This is a genomic window from Bradyrhizobium tropiciagri (assembly GCF_018130505.1).
GTDB classification, from domain to species: Bacteria; Pseudomonadota; Alphaproteobacteria; order Rhizobiales; family Xanthobacteraceae; genus Bradyrhizobium; species Bradyrhizobium tropiciagri_B.
Window position 1 is genome coordinate 90,257 of the sequence record NZ_JAFCKH010000018.1, and the last position, 18,790, is coordinate 109,046.

Sequence of the window (18,790 nt, forward strand, 5' to 3'; positions counted from 1 at the left end):
TGGCAAAGGGGCTGCCATGAGCGTCGATATCGGCGGACGACTGCGATTCATCCGCGCGCGCGCAAAACTGTCGCAGCGTGAGCTCGCCAAGCGCTCCGGCGTGACCAATTCGACGATCTCGCTGATCGAATCCAACCAGATGAACCCGTCGGTCGGCGCGTTGAAGCGCATCCTCGACGGCATTCCGATGGGATTGGCGGAATTCTTCGCGATCGAGCCCGAACGGCCGCGCAAGGCATTCTATCGTGCAGAGGAACTGACCGAGATCGGCAAGAAGCCGATCTCCTACCGCCAGGTCGGCGACAATCTGTTCGGCCGCGCGCTGCAGATCCTGAAAGAACGTTACGAGCCCGGCAGCGACACCGGCCGGGTGCTGCTGCAGCACGAGGGCGAGGAAGGCGGCATCGTGGTCGCCGGCCGCCTCGAGGTCACCGTCGACGACGAGCGGCGGGTGCTCAACGCCGGCGATGCCTATTATTTCGAAAGCCGCCGCCCGCACCGCTTCCGCTGCATCGGCGCCAAGCCCTGCGAGGTGATATCAGCCTGCACGCCACCGACGTTTTGAACCCGGCGGAGCCGGCCCGCGACCCAAGCCGCGAGGGCAGCATGTCGCAGCCCGCGGATATTGCCGATGCCGACCCTGTTGCCGATCTCCCTGCGGTTTGCCGCCCTCGCCACGGCCATCGCGGTCCTTGCGCCCCGCCCGTCACTGGCGCTGGACGAATATCTGCGCGCGTCGAGCAGCGCGCCGACCGCGATCAAGCTGTGCGGCGACGTCGACTACCGGATCAAGACCGAGGATTGCGCCAAGGCGGGCTACGACAGGTTGATCGCCGGGATCGACAAGGCGTTCGATGGCGCGCTCGCCAAAATGCCCGCCAACGTCAAGCCGCTGTTGAAGCGCGATCAGGCCTGGTTCAACGAGATGATCATCGACGCCGTCAACGTGGTGTTCGAGATGGACGAGCCCGAGCTCAAGGACGCCGTTGTCGAAACCTTGCGCCGCCGCACGGCCGCGCTGGACGATATTGCCAGAAGCCCCACCCGGCCGGGCGTGGCCGGGAACTGGGTCAACGCCTTCGGCAGCATCACGCTGACGCCGGCCGAGAGCGGCGCCTATCGCCTCGCCGCTGATTTGCGCGGCGACTATGGCGGCGACCGGCGGCGGGCCTGCAAGCTCACCGCAGTGTTGAAGCCGGCGGCGGATGGCTGGCTGTCCGGCATTGTGATCGCCGATAAGCCGGCCGACACTGCGAAACCAGATAAAGCGACCGAACCGCTCAAGCCGCCGTCGCTGAAACTCCGCCGCCAGGGCGAGACGTTGCGCATCGTTGGCCTCACGGGCGACGACGATTGGGACGGGCTCGCCGACTGCCAGTTCATGTGGCCGGCAGCTATTTTGCGATCGGCAACGAGACGACCTCCGACAAGACCGGCACCGCGTTCGTCGTCCCGACCTTCGACTGCGCCAGGCCTGAAAGCGCGACCGACGAAGAGATCTGCTCCGACCCTGAACTGGCCGAAAATGACCAACGGCTGAATCGGGCGTGGAAGGCGTTGCAGCCGCGGCTCGACGAGACAACGCGGCGCGCGCTGATGGACGACCAGCGCCACTGGGTGAAGAGCCAGATCGAACAGTATCCGGAATTCCTGCATCCGGCGTGGGAGAAGCAGACCTCGCAGGTGCACTACACCGTCGATGCGCGCGACCACGTCAATGGGCTGCAACGCGAGCGGCTGGCGCTGCTCGAGGGCTTTGACGACAAGCGCGCCGGCATCACCGGGGTCTGGCTCGCCTACAATGCCGTCATCAAGATCACCACCGACAGCGACGGCTCCGTGAAGGCCGCCGGCTGGAAGTGGGACCAGGGCGACTGGAAGGCCGGCTGCGACTACGAGATGACCGGCAAGATCGTCCGCGGCGCGTTCCGCTCCGACGAGGCGCGCAAGAACCCGGACACGCTCGAGCGCGACGGCACCATGCTGATCGTCAACCGGCAGGACGACGTGTTTGCCAAGAAGCGCTACAGCAACAAGGACGGCACCGAAAACAAGGACGCCGACGAGCAGAAGTGCCGGCGCCGGCTCGATATCTCCTCCACCGCGCGGCTGTTCCCCGCCCGCCCCTCGCCCGACATCGACCGTTTCAAGGGCTCGATCCGGTGAGCAGCGAGGACAAGATTCGAACCGGCACGCGGTCTGCGCGACCGAACAGGGCCATGCAGGATGCCCGTGCCACGCGCCAGATCATCGCGTCGATTTTCGTATCGTCGGCGATCCTGTACGGCTGCATCTCTTTCGTGAATTGGCTCTCGCCCAAAGCCTGCTCGACCGAGTTCTGGCCGCCATCGATCCATTGCCGCTGGGAGTTCTAGGGCTGTCCTGGTTGCGGCCGGCCGCCGCGGAAACCGGCTTGTGATATGGTCCGTATCTGCTGGTGTCCGAGATGGAGCCCCGCATGCGCGCGATCGCCCTCATAGCCGCCATTCTCTTCGCCCTCGCCTCGCCGGCGGCAGCCGCCGACATGACCGCCGCGCAAGAGGTGATCCGGGCGCAAGAACAGGCCTTTGGCCGCGACGATGCCGCTGCAGCCTATTCCTATGCCGCGCCGGCAATCCGGCAGATCTTTCCGCAGCCCGAGATTTTCATGTCGATGGTGCAGCAGAGCTACGCCCCGGTCTATCGCCACCGCAGCTTCGAGTTCGGCGCGACGCACAGCGAAGGCGACTGGATCGCGCAGCGCGTCCACATCGTCGATGCCAATGGCGAGGCGTGGGAGGCGCTCTACACGCTGGAGCGGCAGGCCGACGGCAGCCTGAAGATCACCGGGTGCTCACTGCTGAAGGCCGGTCAGGCGGTGTGAATAGCGTGATGATTGGCGGTTGAATTACGACGCGACGGCAGCGCGCTCCCTCGCCCCGTTCTTACGGGGAGAGGGTTGGGGTGAGGGGCTGCCTCCGCACATATGATGACAGCCGGATTCGCGGAGGCTCCCCCTCACCCGGAACGCATCTTGCGATGCGTTCCGACCTCTCCCCGCACGCGTTGCGAGGTGAAGGCGTCCGCCCCGGATCAAGCCATCGCCAGCCGCTGCCGGGCGCGCATCAACAGCAGCAGCACGATGCTGACGTTGAGCAGGTTCCAGGCGAGGCCGTTGGCGAAGGCGGCGGCGTAGGAGCCGGTGGCGTCGAAAATCACGCCGGAGATCCAGCCGCCGAACGACATGCCGAACACCGAGGCGAAGATCACGATGCCGATCCGGGTCGCCGCTTCCGAGGCCGGCATCGCCTCGCGCACGATGATCGCGTAGCTCGGCACGATGCCGCCCTGGAACAGGCCGAACATCGCCGAGATGATGTAGAGCGAGGTCAGGCTGTCGAAGAACAGATAGAACAGCAGCGCCGCGCCTTGCGCGATCGATCCGATCAGCAGCGTGCGCAGGCCGCCGATCTTGTCGGCGAGGAAGCCGGAGCCGATGCGGCTGATGATGCCGAAGCCGAGCATCAGCGACAGCATCTCGGCGCCGCGCGCCACGCCGTAGCCGAGATCGCCGCAATAGGCGACGATGTGGACCTGCGGCATCGACATCGCCACGCAGCACGAGATCGAGGCCAGCGCCAGCAGCGCGGTCAGCGCGTTGGTGGAAAGCCGCAAGTCGACCCTCGGTGCCTGCGCGTTGGCGTGGCTGCGCCTGACGGCGGCGCCCATCAGCAGGCGCAGCACCCCGAGCGCGAGCGTCATCGCGACCGCGGTGAACATACCGATCGCGATATGGGTGGTCCGCCAGCCGAAGGTCTGCATGCCGAAATTGGCCAGCGGCGGCCAGATCGTGCCGCCGATGTAATTGCCGCTGGCGGCGATCGCGACCGCGAGCCCGCGATAGCGCTCGAACCAGTGCGAGGCCTCCGCCATCAACGGGCCGAAGGTCGCCGCCGACGACAGGCCGATCGCAAAATGCAGCAGGTTGAAGGCCCAGATCGACGGCGCGTAGCCGGCGCCGACATAGCCGAGGCCGAGGATGCCGATCCCGGCGCCGATCGCGGCAACGATGCCGTAGCGGTCGCTGATCTTGCCGGTCACGACCTGGCCGAGCCCGAAACCGAGCATCACCATGGTGAAGGCGAGCGAGGCAGTGCCGCGGGTCGCGCCGAAATCGGTCTGCACCACCGGCAGCGCCACCACCACCGACCACATGCCGACGCTGCCGAGCGAACCGATCACCACGGCAACGGCAAGCCGCAGCCAGGCCCGGCGCGAGTCGGGAATAAACTGGTCGTATCGGGGGGCAGATTGAGAAAAAGCGTCCACGGCGTGGCGAATTTCGTCGGCTTTCGCCTACGGGTCAAGCCACGTTGCCGAGAGATTAGGCATGCAGCAGCGACGGGACACGCCGCCGTGAACGGGTTCACCGCAAGCCGGATCAATCGCCTAGTCGGGATTGCGATGTCCGAATGGACCGCATTTGGCGTTGCGGGCGAACCGATGATCGAAATCAACGGTGCCGCCGCCGACCGGGACGCGCGTCGGCGGCAGGCCACGCGTATATTGATTGACGGTCACGAATGTCTTGTCGGCGCTCATCGTGATCCGCACCGGCTCGAGCGCCTTGCCCTTGTTGATGTCGCTGAGATCCAGCGTGTAGTAGCCGCCGACCGTCTGGCCCGCTTTCATGCCATCGTCCGAGAAGACGACATCGTCCGGAACATAGAGTTCGATCGGAATCCCCTCGGCGTTGCACACCAGCATGCGGGTAAACCAGGGCTTGCCGTCCGGCAGCGACGCCGCCGAGGCGGACGCCGGCAAGAGCGTGCTTGCGGCGAGCACCAGGATGGCCGCCGCCCGAGTTGAATGGTTCGACATCGTTGCCTCTGACGGTGAACGCCGGTTGCTGGCATTTCGTCGGGCGCCGGCCCGGCAAGTTCAAAATCCGCAACTGCAGCGGCCAGGAATATCCTGCGTCAAACGGTGATCCCCTCTGACGAAGAAAACCTGATACAATGCGAGCCGGTTCACACTGGCGGCCCGCCATCCGGACCTATCATCTCATCGCGTCGGGATGGCGCGCACATCGTATCAGGGGATCGAAGCGCATACTGCCGGAGGGTCATCATGCATTCGTCAGCGGAATGGCTACCCGTTTCAACCGCGCCAGCAGACCGAGAGCTCGAAGTCTGCGTTCTCGACTACGATGGAATGGTCCACTCACTCGTCCGCCCCTGTCACAGGGACGGCGCCGATTGGGTCGACCCGGCCACCAGGAAGCCCCTCGACATCCAGCCGACCCACTGGCGCAACTGGATGCAAGCGGCCAACTAGGCGACTGCTCGCCGACAGCCTCGAACATGCATCCCCGCGCGGCTTCACTGCCGCGTCGGGCGGCGCGCGACGGCTGACATAGCCGTCGGCTGAAGCCGCGGGCGCTCGGCCGCGCTTCCCCGGCCGCAATTCCTCGCCCTGCGACGACCCGCGCAGGCCCTTGGCGGACCCCCATTAACCCTTTGCTAACCATACACCCGGCAAGAATTGCCGAGTGAAGTCGAGTGTCGTCGGTCGCGACTAGCGGGTGGAGAATCCCCGTGGACGCCAGCGCGGTGCCTCACTTTCGGAACGGCGGCCCTTCGGCCGCCGCGCAGACGTTTGGCGCCCGCAGCCGCCAGTCGCGAGGGGGAACGGCAAGCATGGTCGACGTCACGGCAGGTCAGGGCACGGCGGGCAAGAGCAGCCTCCCGAGCCTCGGCGAGATCGGCGATATCCTCAAGCGCGGCGACATCGCGCTCGCGGTCGGCGTCCTCACCATCCTGGTGGTGCTGATCCTGCCGCTTCCCGCGATCGTGCTCGACCTGTTCCTGGCAGTCTCGATCACGGTCTCGATCCTGATCCTGATGACCTCGCTGTTCATCCAGGCGCCGCTGGAATTCTCGTCGTTTCCGACCATCCTCCTGATCTCGACCATGCTGCGGCTGTCGCTCAACATGGCCTCGACCCGGCTGATCCTGAGCCACGGCCATGAGGGCACGGCGGCCGCCGGCCACGTCATCGAAGCCTTCGGCAACTTCGTGATGGGCGGCAACTTCGTGATCGGTATCATCGTGTTCGCGATCCTGGTGATCGTGAACTTCGTGGTCATCACCAAGGGTTCGGGCCGCATCGCCGAGGTCGCGGCGCGCTTTCAATTGGACTCGATGCCCGGCAAGCAGATGGCGATCGACGCCGACCTCTCGGCCGGCCTGATCGACGAGAAGACCGCCAAGGAACGGCGCAAGGCGCTGGAGGACGAGAGCGGCTTCTTCGGCGCGATGGACGGTGCCTCGAAATTCGTCCGCGGCGATGCCATCGCCGGCCTTCTGATCGTCGGCATCAACATCGTCGGCGGCATCATCATCGGCGTCGCCCAGCAGGGCCTCTCCTTCAGCGAAGCCGCCCGCACCTACACCGTGCTGACGGTCGGCGACGGCCTCGTCACCCAGGTGCCGGCGCTGATCGTCTCGACCGCGGCGGGCCTGCTGGTCTCCAAGGCCGGCATCACCGGCGCCGCCGACAAGGCGCTGATGGGCCAGCTCTCCGGCTACCCGCAGGCGCTCGGCATGTCGGCGGGCGTCATGCTGGTGCTGGCGCTGCTGCCGGGCATCCCGACGCTGCCGTTCCTCGCACTCGGCTCCGGCGCCGCGGCGCTGGCCTGGAACGCGCGCAAGAAGAAAAAGGTGGCGAAGGCCGCCGAAGCCGCCGCCGCGGCCGCACCGGCCGCCGCGGCCGCAGCCGCTGCCGCCGCAGAGGAGCCGATCACCGCCGCGCTGAAGATCGACGATCTCAAGATCGAGCTCGGCTACGCGCTGCTGCCGCTGGTCAACGGCCCTGACGGCACCGACCGCCTCACCGAGCAGATCAAGGCGCTGCGCCGCTCGCTGGCGATCGAGATGGGCTTCGTGATGCCGGCGGTGCGCATCCTCGACAACGTCCAGCTCGAAGCCAACAGCTACGTCATCAAGATCAAGGAAGTCGACGCCGGCACCGGGCGGATCTGGCCGAGCCAGTTCATGGTCATGGACCCCGCCGGCAACCAGGTCCACCTGCCCGGCGTCAACACCATCGAGCCGACCTTCGGCCTGCCCGCGACCTGGGTCGATGCCGGCCTGAAGGAAGAGGCTGCGCTCAAGGGCTACACCGTGGTCGACGCCGCGACCGTGCTGTCGACGCATCTGACCGAGCTGCTCAAGACCAACATGTCCGACCTGCTGTCCTATGGCGAGGTGCAGAAGCTGCTGAAGGATCTGCCGAAGGAGCAGGGCGAGTTGATCAAGGACATCGTGCCGGCCCAGGTCACGATCTCGGGCATCCAGCGCGTGCTCCAACTGCTGCTTGCCGAGCGTATCTCGATCCGCGACCTCTCGACCATCCTCGAAGGCATCGCCGACGCGCTGGCGTTCTCGCGCAATCCGGCCACCATGGTCGAGCACGTCCGCGCTCGCCTGGCGCGGCAGATCTGCGCGCAGAACACCTCGCCGAACGGCTACCTGCCGCTGATCGCGCTGTCGGCGCGCTGGGAGCAGGCGTTCGCGGAATCGATCGTCGGCCAGGGCGACGACCGTAGCCTGGCGATGCAGCCTTCCAAGCTCTCCGAATTCATGACCGCCGTACGCAATTCGTTCGAGCAGGCGGCACGCGAAGGCGAGGCGCCGGTGCTGGTGACATCGGCTGCGATCCGCCCCTTCGTGCGCTCGCTGGTGGAACGGTTCCGCTCGCAGACCACGGTGCTGTCGCAGGCCGAGATCCATCCGCGCGCCCGGCTGAAGACCGTCGGCAGCGTCTGAGTGGCGGCAAATCAGTCGCCGCTCACCCTGTGTTTTCACGTCACAGGCAACCGATTTGTGTGGAACCGGCCAGAACGGCCCTATTTGCAGCGCAGCAACGCGCTTGGAATACAAGCTACTGATATTACAAAATATTAAGCTGACGAGACGCTCGCGGACGGCGATTTTGATCGCGGCGGATCACGTCTGATCACTGCCTTGTGAACACCCCTTGGGAACGGAATCGGCGAATCCTACGTTAGTGGGGCGCGAGACGTTGAACCCGGCAGCTGAGCAGGCCGACCAATTCTCGACAGGACTGGGAAGGCGGCAGGAGACTTCCATGAACCACTCGATCTATAGCGCAGATCGCACGACGCATCTGAAGATCGTCGTGGTTGCATTGGTCGCCGGTATCCTGGTCGCAGGTTTTGGAATCACGATGCACAACCCGTCGGACGAGGGTTACGCCCAGACGGCGCGTGTGATGAAGGCCGGAAAGCCGGTCGCGATCACAAGCTCGAGCAACTCGCTGGTCCGCTGATCGGCAGGCTCGCAAACAGGAGAGTTTCACGGAATTCACGTAGTCTCTTTACAGCCCCCCAAAGTCGCTACGTGGATATTTAAGACCCCCAACTACCCCCAAGTTGACTATCGAAAACGCCCGCTCCCCACGGGCGTTTTCTTTTTTTACGGGTAGCGCGTCGCATCTGCGGATGCGACGGCAGAACTGCACACAGCTCTATCCCCCGTCATTGCGAGCGCAGCGAAGCGATCCATTGCCACCGAGTACACGGAGCGATGGATTGCTTCGTCGCCGTCGCTCCTCGCCATGACGCCTGAGACGGGTTACCGCGGCGGCGCGGTCGGCGAGCCCTGCACCGTTTCGATCAGCTTGCCGGTGAAAATCGGCGCCGAGGTCGGTTGGCCGCTCGGCGAGCCGCCGGCCTGCTCGACGGTCACGGCGTAGGTGGCGCCGTTGATCACGTCAGGGTCGTAGCCCGACAGCAGCGGCGCCGCTGTGAAGTCGCCGGCGCCGATCACGCCGAGCGAGCGCGGCTGCGGCAGCTTGTCGGAGATCAGCCACAGCTCAAAACTCTTGCCGGGCTCGGCGGTGGCGCCGACTTTGCGCACCGTAAAATTCTTCGTCGCGCCGTCGATGGTCATGATGAACGCCGGCCCGCCGCTCGGCCCTTGCAGCAGCGCGACATATTGCGCCGACGGCGCGAGCGCCGGTGCCGGCACCTTCACTTCCACCGTCTGAATCCGCGGCTTGGGCCGGATCGCTTCCGGCAAGGCGTCGGGCTGGAAGATCTGCAAGCCCAGCATCAGGAGCAGCGCGGCCGCGATCGCGCTCGCCGCCGAGGCGATGCCGCGCCAGCGCTTGACGCGGCTCGCGAGCGCGATGACGTTGCCGTCGTCGGCGACCGGCGGCGGCACGATCTCGGCAGGCGCGGCCTCCGCACCGAACTCGGGTTCATCCGCCAGCAGCGACGACGGAGGTGGCGGGGGCGGTGGTGGCGGCTCGGGCAGCACCAGCGGCAATTGCGGCTCGCTGGCACGGAAGACCGCGGCCTTGATGTTGTCCCAGACCACCGCGCGCGGCTCGACGGCGCCGACCATCTGGTTCAGCGAGGCGAGCCTGAGCTCCCATGCCTGCACGACGCCGACGAACTCCGTATCGACGGCCATCATGGTCTCGACCTGCGTGCGCTCCTCGGCGTCGAGCGTGCCGAGCGCGTATTCCGCCGCGAGCGCGATATGGTCTTCGCTATAGGCCATCAATCACAGTCCAAGAACTCACAGCCCGAGACACTCGCGGATTTCCATCAGGCTGCGGCGCAGCCAGGTCTTCACCGTATTGACCGGCGTCTCGAACTTTGCGGCGAGCTGCTCGCGGCTCCAGCCGTTGTAATAGGCGAGCAGCACGAGCTTCTGACGATCGGGCTCCAGCCGGCCGACGCATTCCAGCAGCCGCTTCAATTCTTCCGTCATTTCCCGTCGTGCCAGCGGATCGGGCTGGTCGGCGGCCACCTCCATCGCGGCCGGCTCCTCCTCCATCGAGACCTCGCCGCGCTTGCGCACGACATCGATGGCGCGGTTGCGCGCGATCGAGGTCATCCAGGTGATCGGGGAAGCCAGGGCCGGATTGAACTGGCCGGCGCTGTTCCAGATCTTGACGTATGTCTCCTGCAGGACCTCCTCGGCGAGATCCTGACGACGCAAGATACGGAGCACGACGCCAAAGAGTTTCGCCCGGGTCGCGGCGTAGAGGCGCTCAAAGGCGGCCTCGTCCCCCTTCGCAACGGCGGCGATCAGCCAGACCAGCTCAGCTGGCGTCAGCATTCAGCGCCCCCCAAAGCCCGCGTCCCCCTCGCCTCATCGCCAATCGTATGACCGACCGTCTCGTGACCAATTGTGTCCGGACGGTAGCATAGTTTGGCGCAGCGAGGTCCACCAGCGCCGCAGGCTGTGGACATCCTCAAACGAAAACCCGGACCTTACGGCCCGGGTTGCGATGGGATCGGCGATAGAGGCAGAAGCGTCAGGCGATGACGCCGAGCCGGGCGCGCATCAGCCCGATCGAATCCATGTCGGCCTGCTCGCGGGCATTCTCTTCGGCACGCTCGCGGGCCTGGTCGCGCTCGTCGAGCAGCTCGACCTTCTTGAGCTCCTCGAAGGCTTCCGCCAGCAGCGCCTTGGCGTCCTCGAGCTGGACCCGCAGCTCTTCGGCCGAGCGGGTCAGGTTCTCGCGGCGCTGGATCGCGGCCTTGGCGTAGGTCGGATAGGCGAAATGGGAGGGATCGTTGATCCCGGCGCGCTCCTGCTCGGTCTGGATCTCGCGCTCGAGCTCCACCGACATGCGCTGGAAGTCGGCGATCATGCCTTCGATCTGGGTAACCCGACGGCGCTTTTCATCGACCTGAAACTTCTTCAGGCGGATCAGCGTTTCACGTGACTTCATCGACTCATACTCCCCAGAAGTCCCGGGCTTGAACGCGGGACAGTGCCGGCTTCCCGCTGGGCCCCGCCGGCATGGCTAATCGTGTGCCGGAGATGATGGCCTGACAAAGTTAGCGTTCCGTTTCCAAACTCGACAGGATTTGAGCGAGTTGCCGGTAGCCATCACCAAGGCTGGTGGCCTCGTCCTTGGCCTGGCGCAGGAAAGTTTCCAGCGGCTCGTGCAGCCGAATCGCCTCGTCGACCTCGGCGCTGGAACCCGGCCGGTAGGCGCCGAGCCGGATCAATTCCTCCATGTCGGCATAGGTCGCCATCACCTGGCGCGCCTTGGTGATGAAGGGCAGGAAGGCGGGATCGGCCGACTTCGGCATGGTGCGCGAGACCGATTTGAGGATGTTGATCGCCGGATAGCGGCCGCGCTCGGCGATCGAGCGCTGCATCACGATATGGCCGTCGAGGATACCGCGGACCGCGTCCGCGATCGGCTCGTTGTGATCGTCGCCGTCGACCAGCACCGTGAAGATCGCCGTGATGGCGCCGGCGCCGGTGCCCGGCCCGGCCCGCTCCAGCAACTTCGGCAGTTCGGTGAACACGGTCGGCGTGTAGCCCTTGGCGGTCGGCGGCTCGCCGGCGGACAGGCCGATTTCGCGCTGCGCCATCGCAAAGCGCGTCACCGAGTCCATCAGGCACAGCACGTCCTGGTCCTCGTCGCGAAAATACTCGGCGATCGACAGGGTCAGGTAGGCCGCCTGGCGCCGCATCAGCGCCGGCTCGTCCGAGGTCGCGACCACCACGACCGAGCGGGCCAGCCCCTCCTCGCCGAGGTCCTCCTGCAAGAATTCCTGCACCTCGCGGCCGCGCTCGCCGATCAGCCCGATCACCGAGATCGCGGCATCGACATTGCGCGCCAGCATCGACAGCAGCACCGACTTGCCGACGCCGGAGCCGGCGAAGATGCCGAGCCGCTGGCCGCGGCAGCAAGTCAGGAAGGTGTTGAGCCCGCGCACGCCGAGATCGAGCGGCGGCCCCACGCGTCTGCGCGAATGCGCCGGCGGCGGCAGGTTGCGATAGGGCATCGGCGATGCGCCCTGCTGCAGCGGACCCTTGCCGTCGATCGGCTCGCCCATCGCATTGACGACGCGGCCGAGCCAGGCCGGCGACGGTCGCACCTGGCTCGCCGCATTGGCGATCACGGCGCGGCAGCCGCGCCGCACGCCTTCGAGTCCACCGAACGGCATCACCACCGCGTTTTCGCCGGAGAAGCCGATCACCTCGGCCGGGATGAAGCGCCCGCTGCCGACATCGATCACGATGCGGGCGCCGACCGACATTGCGTGGATGGGACCCGCGATCTCCACCATGAGGCCGCGAACGCCGACCACACGGCCATAAATATTGACGCCGTCGATGTCGCCGATCTGCTCCGCGAGGGCCTTCATTGCGAAAACCTTAAGTTTCCACGCTTTTGGCCCGGCCGCTTAACTTCGTGTTTACCCGCATCATTAATCATTGCGTCACTGTCTTTGGTGACTGAGGTCGCTTGCCCATCAGAAGAAGGGCGAGTCGCGAGAGTCGGTTAGGCCCGGCTCTTAATGTGGAGTATGAACGAGCGCGGATAGGAAAAGCTTCTTCTACGCAATATCTTAGGGCGATTCGACAAAAATTGCACGATTAGACCTTGCGCGGAAGAATCAGTTTTTGTTAACCATAGCTCGTCAGGATCCGAATCAGTTGTCAAAGGCGTTTTGTGAGTGCCGCAAGTGCGGCCGACCTGACGCCCGGAGCGGCGACTAAAGGGGACTGGCATGCGCGTTTTGCTGATTGAAGATGACAGCGCCGTCGCGCAGTCTATCGAGCTGATGCTCAAATCCGAGAGTTTCAACGTCTACACGACGGATCTCGGTGAAGAAGGCGTCGATCTCGGCAAACTTTACGACTACGACATCATCCTTCTCGACCTCAACCTGCCCGACATGTCCGGTTACGACGTGCTCAAGCAGCTCCGGGTGTCGAAGATCAAGACTCCCATTCTGATCCTCTCCGGCCTCGCCGGCATCGAGGACAAGGTCAAGGGTCTCGGCGTCGGCGCCGACGACTACATGACCAAGCCCTTCCACAAGGACGAACTGGTCGCCCGCATCCACGCGATCGTTCGCCGCTCCAAGGGCCACGCCCAGTCCGTCATCCAGACCGGCGATCTCGTGGTCAATCTCGACACCAAGACGGTCGAGGTCGGCGGCCAGCGCGTGCATCTGACCGGCAAGGAATACCAGATGCTGGAGCTGCTCTCGCTCCGCAAGGGCACCACGCTGACCAAGGAAATGTTCCTCAACCATCTCTACGGCGGCATGGACGAGCCCGAGCTGAAGATCATCGACGTCTTCATCTGCAAGCTGCGCAAGAAGCTCGCCAACGCCTCCGAGGGCCGCAACTTCATCGAGACTGTGTGGGGCCGCGGCTACGTGCTGCGCGAGCCGCACGAGGCCGACGAGCGCATTCCCGCCTGATCCTCCAGGGTGACGAGCCGCAAGGTTCACTCCTCCCGACCTCAACCCCGCCGCACCCGGCGGGGTTTTTGTTTGGCTTGAACCCGCCGGTGCGCTGCGCAGACCAACGGAACGTGCAACACTTCGCGCGATTCCCGACGAATTTCCGGAAACCGGCACGATAATGATCCTGCAATCCCTCGCCGGCCTGCCGGCGTTCCTGGTCTATTTCTGCACGGCGCTGATCGCCGTGGTCGTCTACCTCTTCGTCTACACGCGCGTCACGCCGCATGACGAATTCCAGTTGATCCGCGACAACCACCCGGCGGCTGCGATCGCGCTCGGCCTCAGCCTGCTCGGTTTCGTGCTGCCGGTGGTCAGCGCCATCGCCCACTCCTCCAACGTGATCGACTGCCTGATCTGGAGCATGATCGCGCTGATCGTGCAGATCATCGTGTTCTACATCGTCAAGGTCCCGGTGCCGAACCTGTCGGCGCGGATCGCGGACGGCGAGCTGGCGCCGGCGATCTGGCTCGGGCTGTCCTCGCTGGCCGCAGGCGCGCTGAACGCGGCCTGCATGATCTACTGACATGACGCGCAAACCGGATCCGCAGTTCGGCAAGCGGCAGCCGCTGGTGCCCAAGGTGGCGCCGCCGCGCCCGCCGGGTCCGCCCGTCAAGCGCTCCAACCATGTCGCGCTGCTGGTGATGGGCACGCTCGCGGTCGGCGGCAGCGCCTACGCGCTGATGCCGCGCCAGAACTGCGTGCCGCCGCCACCGCCGCCGCCCGGCGTGACCGCGCCGGTCACCCCGCAGCCCGGCGCCGACTGCACCTCGCGCAGTTCGTCTTCCGGCGGCAGCGGCGGCCGCTCGTCACGCAGCAGCTTCTTCGATTCCTCATCGAGCAGTTCCTCGTCGTCCTCCAGTTCGTCTTCCTCCAGCTCCTCGGTGAGCCGCGGCGGCTTCGGCTCGTTCGCCCATGCCTTCGGCTTCAGCAGCGGCTGACACATGCCGTGCACGTTGGCGTGTCATGGTCCCGCTTTCGCTTGCCCGGAGGATGACGCTGATGGAAAATCGATGGCGCTGGTCGATAAGAGGAATCGGAGCCATGAAACGCTCGCGCCGCGTCTGGCTGAAACTGATGGGAAGCGTCGCGGTCGGTACCGTATCGATGGGGACGATGGCGATCGGCATCACGCCGGCCGATGCCCGCAGCCGGCGCCACCACGCCGCAGCGGGGACCAAAGGCAATGCCCCGCGCCAATCCACATCCGGCGGATTTGGCGCTGCACCGCGCAAGATCGCCCGCTTCGGCGATGACGATCCTTCGCACGGCGGCAGCTAAACCAACCTGACATCAACCCGGCGGCCACGGTCCGGCTCATGCAACGCATCACCTGCCCCGAGCGTGACGATTGGCGGGCCACGGCCGAGAGCGCCGGCTTCACCTTCCACACCATCGACGGCGAACGCTATTGGGACGAGCGCGCCTATTACGCGTTCACGCTGGATGAGATCGAGCGCGCGATCGAGACGCCGACCGGCGAGCTCGACGCGATGTGCCTCGAACTGGCCGCCCGCGCCGTCAAGGATGAACGCAGTCTGCGCCGGCTGAAGATACCCGAAGCGTTCTGGGATCTCATCGCCACGAGCTGGCGGCGCAAGGAGCCGAGCCTCTACGGCCGGTTCGATCTCAAATTCGACGGCAGCGGCCCGGCCAAGCTGCTCGAATACAATGCCGACACGCCGACTTCGATCTTCGAGGCGGCGGTGTTTCAATGGACCTGGCTCGAACAGGCGATCGAGCGCAACATCATCCCGAAGCGCGCCGACCAGTTCAACTCGATCCATGACAGGCTGATCGAAGCCTGGAAGAAGCTCGGCAGCCGCTATCCGCTGCATCTCACCGGCATGACCGGCAATGCCGAGGACGCCGGCACGCTGGCCTATCTCGAGGACACCGCGGTGCAGGCCGGCCTGAAGACCACGACCCTCGACATCGAGGAGATCGGGCTGCGCGACGACGGCGCGTTCGTCGACCTCGACGATGAGCCGATCGCGCTCGCCTTCAAGCTCTATCCCTGGGAGTGGATGTTCCACGACGCGTTCGGCAAGAACCTCGCGGCGGCGCCGACGCGCTGGATCGAGCCGCCGTGGAAGGCGATCCTGTCCAACAAGGGCATCCTGCCGCTGCTGTGGGAGATGTTTCCGAACCACCCCAATCTGCTGCCGGCCTATTTCGAGGACGACCCGCAGGCCGCGAGCCTTGGCAGCTCGTTCGTGCGCAAGCCGATCTATTCACGCGAGGGCGCCAATGTCGCGCTCGTCAGTGCCGGCACGACACTGGTCGAACAGCAAGGCCCCTACGGCGCCGAAGGCTTCGTCCGCCAGGCGCTGGCGCCGCTGCCGAATTTCTCCGGCCAGTACCCGGTGCTCGGCAGCTGGCTGGTCGACCACACGCCGTGCGGCCTGTCGATCCGCGAAGACGAGAACCCGATCACCGGCAACACGTCCCGCTTCCTGCCGCATGCGATATTGTGACTAGCAATTCCAACGCGCTTGGCGCTCCTTCCCCGTCATCCTGAGGTGCGAGCCCTTGCGAGCCTCGAAGGATGCGCGGCCCGGCTGGTGGCCGTCGACCCTTCGAGACGCGCTGCGCGCTCCTCAGGGTGACGGAACCGGCAATTTCGCTTTCGTGGTCCGACTAACGCGCGGCCGAAGCCACAGCCTTCAGCACATGCGGCGCCGCACCGGCGCGCGCAACCGGGGCGGTGCTCGGCTGATAGAGGCCGCGGCGATCGGGATAAGGCCGGAACACACTGGTGATCCCGACCACCGACTCCGCCGCGCCCAGTGCCAGCACGCCATCGGGCTCGAGCACGCGCGCCAGCTTGCCGAAGATCGCCGCCTTGGTCGGCTGGTCGAAATAGATCAGCACATTGCGGCAGAAGATCACGTCGAAGGTGCCGAGATGCGCGAAATCCTGCAGCAGGTTGAGCTGGCGGTGCTGCACCATGCCGCGGATGTCGGCGTTGAGCTGCCAGAGTTCGCCCTGCTGTGCGAAGTATTTCACCAGCATCTGGATCGGCAGCCCGCGCTGCACCTCGAACTGGCTGAACAGGCCGGCCCTGGCCTTCTCCAGCACCGCCTGCGACAGATCGGTGGCGACGATCTCGATGCGCCAACCCGTGAACAGCGCGGTCATCTCCTTGACCAGCATCGCGATCGAATAGGGCTCCTGCCCCGTCGAGCCGGCAGCGCACCAGATTCGCAAGGCACGGCGGCCGGCGCGCGCTTGCGCGAGGCCGGGCAGCACCGTGTCCTTCAGATGATCGAACGGGATCTTGTCGCGGAAGAAGAAGGTCTCGTTGGTGGTCATCGCCTCGACCACTTCCGATGTCAGCGCCTCGGCGCCGCCCTTGATCCGCTGAACCAGTTCGGGGATGCCGGCGAGGTTCGACCTTCGCGCCAGCGGCACGAGGCGGCTCTCGACGAGGTACTGCTTGTCAGCCGACAGATCGAGACCGGAACGTTCCTTCAGCAGCTTGCGCAGATACTCGTAGTCCAGCGGCGTCACGAACGGTCTCCCGAAAACACGCGAACAAGTTTCGGTGCGATCTGATTGAGCGGCAGCACGGCGGCGCAGATCCCGGCATTGGCGGCCGCGCCGGGCATGCCCCACACCACGCTGGTCGCCTCGTCCTGCGCGATCACGCTGCCGCCGGCAGCGACGATGTCCTTGCCGCCGCGCATGCCGTCCGAGCCCATGCCGGTCAGGATCACCGACATAATGCTGCCCTGCCAGACGTCGATCGCCGACGAGAACAGCGGATCGACCGCGGGCTTGCAGAAATTGACCGGCGGTCCGTCGTCGAGCGCGATCACGGCGTCGATGCCGTGGCGGGCGACACGCATGTGGCGGCCGCCCGGCGCGAGATAAATCTGCCCCGCCTTGATGGCCTCGCCGTCGACGGCCTCATGCGCCGGACGCTTGCTGGTGCGGGCGAGATGCTCGGCGAGAATGGTGGTGAAGGTCGGCGGCATGTGCTGGGTGATCAGCACCGGGAAACGGTCGATCACCGGTCCGATCTCGGCGACCAATGTCATCAACGCCTGCGGGCCGCCGGTCGAGGAACCGATCAGCAGCACCTTGGGCGGCAGCAGGCCGAACGGACGGCGAGTCAACTGGACTGGTGCGGCGGCGGGCGCAGGTGCTGCGCCCGGTGCCGCCACGCGCGGCCTGTCATGGCTCGGGGCGAGCGGCGGACTCGCCGTCGTATGCACGACACTGCGCCGCGCCCTGGCGCCGAGATGGCGGATCTTCTGGATCAGGTCGTGGCGGAAGGTTTCCGCGGCTGTCGGCTCGCGCGTGCTCTCCGGCTTCGGAATGTAATCGGACGCGCCGAGTGACAGCGCCTTCAGGCTGATCTCCGCGTTGCGGCGGGTCAGCGTCGACGCCATGATGATGACGAGGTCGCGCTTCTTGGCGAGCAGCTGCGGCAGCGCCGAGATGCCGTCGAGGTCGGGCATCTCGATGTCGAGCACCGCGACATCGGGGTTGATGCGATCGAGCTGATTGACGGCGTCGAGCCCGGTGCGCAGCGAGGCCACGACTTCCATGTCGGGCTCAGCCGCGATCCAGCGCGAGATCATGCCGCGGATCACCACGGAGTCGTCGACCACCATCACCCGCACCTTGTCGGTACGGGGCGACGTCGGGGCCGCAGCATTTGTCAACGCAACACTCATGACTTCACCAGCGACGCAACGCTACGCACAACATTTGCTGAGCCGGAGGTTTCCCCCGCCGGATCGAAACACTCTAGAGAAGCATGATCTGATCGGAAAACCGCTTCACACCTTGCGCTAGCGCGGCCGTTCCGGTCCGGATCATGCCTTAACTCAGATCAACCCGACTTCCTGGAACTTCGCGGTGACGATGTCCCGGTCGAACGGCTTCATGATGTATTCGTTGGCGCCGGCATGCAGCGCCCGCGCGATATGCGCGACGTCGTTCTCGGTGGTGCAGAACACCACCTTCGGCTGGTCGCCGCCGGGCATGCGGCGGAGATTGCCGAGGAACTCGTAGCCGTCCATGACCGGCATGTTCCAGTCGAGCAGCACCGCATCGGGCATCGTCCGCTTGCAGGCCTCGAGCGCCTTGGCGCCGTCCTCGGCCTCGGTGATCTGGAAGTCGAGACCTTCCAGGATGCGGCGAGCGACCTTGCGAATGACGCTTGAGTCATCGACAACAAGACACGTTCTCATTTGCGACCTCTGCTTCCTCATCCCCCGGGGGGATGCTTTCGTTCTTCAATTCCGTCCGCCTGCTCAGGCAGCTTTGGCGTCGGGCATCAATTCGAGCACGCGATCGACGTCGAGCACGACCATGAGTTGGCCGTCGAGGCGGTGGACGCCGCCGGCGAGCTTGGCCATGCGCGGATCGAGGTTGACCGGATTGTCCTCGCGGCTGGCATCGTCTAGCCGCAGCACCTCGCCGATCTGGTCGATCAGCAGGCCATAGGATTCGCCGCGCTGGTCGACGCCGACCGCCATC

21 protein-coding genes are annotated in these 18,790 nt (G+C 65.5%); 11 read left to right on the forward strand and 10 right to left on the reverse strand.

Annotated elements, in window-relative coordinates; all coding sequences use genetic code 11:
* Nucleotides 1-16: 16 nt before the first annotated feature.
* The 4 genes from JQ633_RS33820 (at nt 17) to JQ633_RS33830 (ending at nt 2,863) form a co-directional block, all read left to right on the forward strand.
* A complete protein-coding gene (locus JQ633_RS33820; protein WP_211990154.1) occupies nt 17-565 on the forward strand; it encodes a cupin domain-containing protein in 549 nt (182 codons plus the stop codon).
* A 66-nt stretch (nt 566-631) separates the two neighbouring features.
* Nucleotides 632-1,540, forward strand: a complete 909-nt coding sequence (locus tag JQ633_RS35320; protein ID WP_249159849.1) for a hypothetical protein — start codon at nt 632-634, stop codon at nt 1,538-1,540.
* Complete coding sequence (locus JQ633_RS33825; protein WP_433995719.1) at nt 1,516-2,166, forward strand: hypothetical protein; 651 nt, start codon at nt 1,516-1,518, stop codon at nt 2,164-2,166. Before JQ633_RS35320 ends, JQ633_RS33825 begins: the two co-directional genes overlap by 25 nt.
* A gap of 292 nt (nt 2,167-2,458) precedes the next feature.
* Nucleotides 2,459-2,863, forward strand: coding sequence for a DUF4864 domain-containing protein (locus JQ633_RS33830; protein ID WP_211990156.1), 405 nt, complete (start codon nt 2,459-2,461; stop codon nt 2,861-2,863).
* 209 nt (nt 2,864-3,072) lie between these two features.
* Here the strand turns inward: JQ633_RS33830 and JQ633_RS33835 are convergent, their stop codons facing one another.
* Nucleotides 3,073-4,320: an MFS transporter gene (locus JQ633_RS33835; RefSeq protein WP_211990179.1), complete on the reverse strand. Its 1,248-nt coding sequence runs from the start codon at nt 4,318-4,320 to the stop codon at nt 3,073-3,075.
* 108 nt (nt 4,321-4,428) lie between these two features.
* On the reverse strand, nt 4,429-4,860 hold the full coding sequence (locus JQ633_RS33840) for a hypothetical protein (protein WP_211990157.1): 432 nt from the start codon (nt 4,858-4,860) through the stop codon (nt 4,429-4,431).
* Between the two features lie 716 nt (nt 4,861-5,576).
* On the opposite strand from JQ633_RS33840, the gene flhA reads away from it, so the two are divergent.
* Together flhA and JQ633_RS33850 are read left to right on the forward strand one after the other, a co-directional pair.
* Nucleotides 5,577-7,808: a flagellar biosynthesis protein FlhA gene (gene flhA, locus JQ633_RS33845; protein WP_211990158.1), complete on the forward strand. Its 2,232-nt coding sequence runs from the start codon at nt 5,577-5,579 to the stop codon at nt 7,806-7,808.
* A gap of 322 nt (nt 7,809-8,130) precedes the next feature.
* Nucleotides 8,131-8,331 (forward strand): hypothetical protein, encoded by a 201-nt coding sequence (locus JQ633_RS33850; protein WP_211990159.1) that lies wholly within the window; start codon nt 8,131-8,133, stop codon nt 8,329-8,331.
* 305 nt (nt 8,332-8,636) lie between these two features.
* Here JQ633_RS33850 and JQ633_RS33855 read toward each other — a convergent pair whose 3' ends face one another.
* From JQ633_RS33855 to fliI, 4 genes are all read right to left on the reverse strand, one after another.
* Complete coding sequence (locus JQ633_RS33855; RefSeq protein ID WP_211990160.1) at nt 8,637-9,569, reverse strand: anti-sigma factor; 933 nt, start codon at nt 9,567-9,569, stop codon at nt 8,637-8,639.
* A gap of 18 nt (nt 9,570-9,587) precedes the next feature.
* Nucleotides 9,588-10,133 carry a sigma-70 family RNA polymerase sigma factor gene (locus JQ633_RS33860; RefSeq protein ID WP_211990161.1) on the reverse strand — a complete coding sequence of 182 codons (546 nt, stop codon included), beginning with the start codon at nt 10,131-10,133 and terminating at the stop codon, nt 9,588-9,590.
* Between the two features lie 199 nt (nt 10,134-10,332).
* Entirely contained in the window at nt 10,333-10,752 is a 420-nt protein-coding gene (gene fliJ, locus JQ633_RS33865; RefSeq protein ID WP_211990162.1) for a flagellar export protein FliJ, read from the reverse strand.
* Nucleotides 10,753-10,861: 109 nt separating this feature from the next.
* Nucleotides 10,862-12,187 (reverse strand): flagellar protein export ATPase FliI, encoded by a 1,326-nt coding sequence (fliI, locus tag JQ633_RS33870; protein WP_211990163.1) that lies wholly within the window; start codon nt 12,185-12,187, stop codon nt 10,862-10,864.
* A gap of 366 nt (nt 12,188-12,553) precedes the next feature.
* Between fliI and ctrA the strand changes: the two genes are divergently transcribed.
* The 5 genes from ctrA to JQ633_RS33895 all read left to right on the forward strand — a co-directional run bounded on the left by ctrA (nt 12,554) and on the right by JQ633_RS33895 (nt 15,774).
* Entirely contained in the window at nt 12,554-13,255 is a 702-nt protein-coding gene (gene ctrA, locus JQ633_RS33875; protein ID WP_016848562.1) for a response regulator transcription factor CtrA, read from the forward strand.
* 163 nt (nt 13,256-13,418) lie between these two features.
* On the forward strand, nt 13,419-13,823 hold the full coding sequence (locus JQ633_RS33880) for a DUF350 domain-containing protein (protein ID WP_211990164.1): 405 nt from the start codon (nt 13,419-13,421) through the stop codon (nt 13,821-13,823).
* Nucleotide 13,824: 1 nt separating this feature from the next.
* Nucleotides 13,825-14,238: a hypothetical protein gene (locus JQ633_RS33885; RefSeq protein WP_211990165.1), complete on the forward strand. Its 414-nt coding sequence runs from the start codon at nt 13,825-13,827 to the stop codon at nt 14,236-14,238.
* A gap of 103 nt (nt 14,239-14,341) precedes the next feature.
* Complete coding sequence (locus tag JQ633_RS33890; RefSeq protein WP_211990166.1) at nt 14,342-14,578, forward strand: hypothetical protein; 237 nt, start codon at nt 14,342-14,344, stop codon at nt 14,576-14,578.
* A 38-nt stretch (nt 14,579-14,616) separates the two neighbouring features.
* On the forward strand, nt 14,617-15,774 hold the full coding sequence (locus JQ633_RS33895; protein WP_211990167.1) for a glutathionylspermidine synthase family protein: 1,158 nt from the start codon (nt 14,617-14,619) through the stop codon (nt 15,772-15,774).
* A 163-nt stretch (nt 15,775-15,937) separates the two neighbouring features.
* Here JQ633_RS33895 and JQ633_RS33900 read toward each other — a convergent pair whose 3' ends face one another.
* The 4 genes from JQ633_RS33900 to JQ633_RS33915 form a co-directional block, all read right to left on the reverse strand.
* Nucleotides 15,938-16,810, reverse strand: a complete 873-nt coding sequence (locus tag JQ633_RS33900; RefSeq protein ID WP_211990168.1) for a CheR family methyltransferase — start codon at nt 16,808-16,810, stop codon at nt 15,938-15,940.
* The gene (locus tag JQ633_RS33905) at nt 16,807-17,982 is read right to left on the reverse strand and encodes a protein-glutamate methylesterase/protein-glutamine glutaminase (RefSeq protein WP_211990169.1); all 1,176 of its coding nucleotides are present in this window, start codon (nt 17,980-17,982) and stop codon (nt 16,807-16,809) included. Before JQ633_RS33905 ends, JQ633_RS33900 begins: the two co-directional genes overlap by 4 nt.
* Nucleotides 17,983-18,135: 153 nt before the next feature.
* Nucleotides 18,136-18,501: a response regulator gene (locus JQ633_RS33910; protein WP_211990170.1), complete on the reverse strand. Its 366-nt coding sequence runs from the start codon at nt 18,499-18,501 to the stop codon at nt 18,136-18,138.
* Nucleotides 18,502-18,564: 63 nt separating this feature from the next.
* On the reverse strand, nt 18,565-18,790 hold a 226-nt coding region (locus JQ633_RS33915; protein WP_211990171.1), incomplete at its 5' end, for a chemotaxis protein CheW.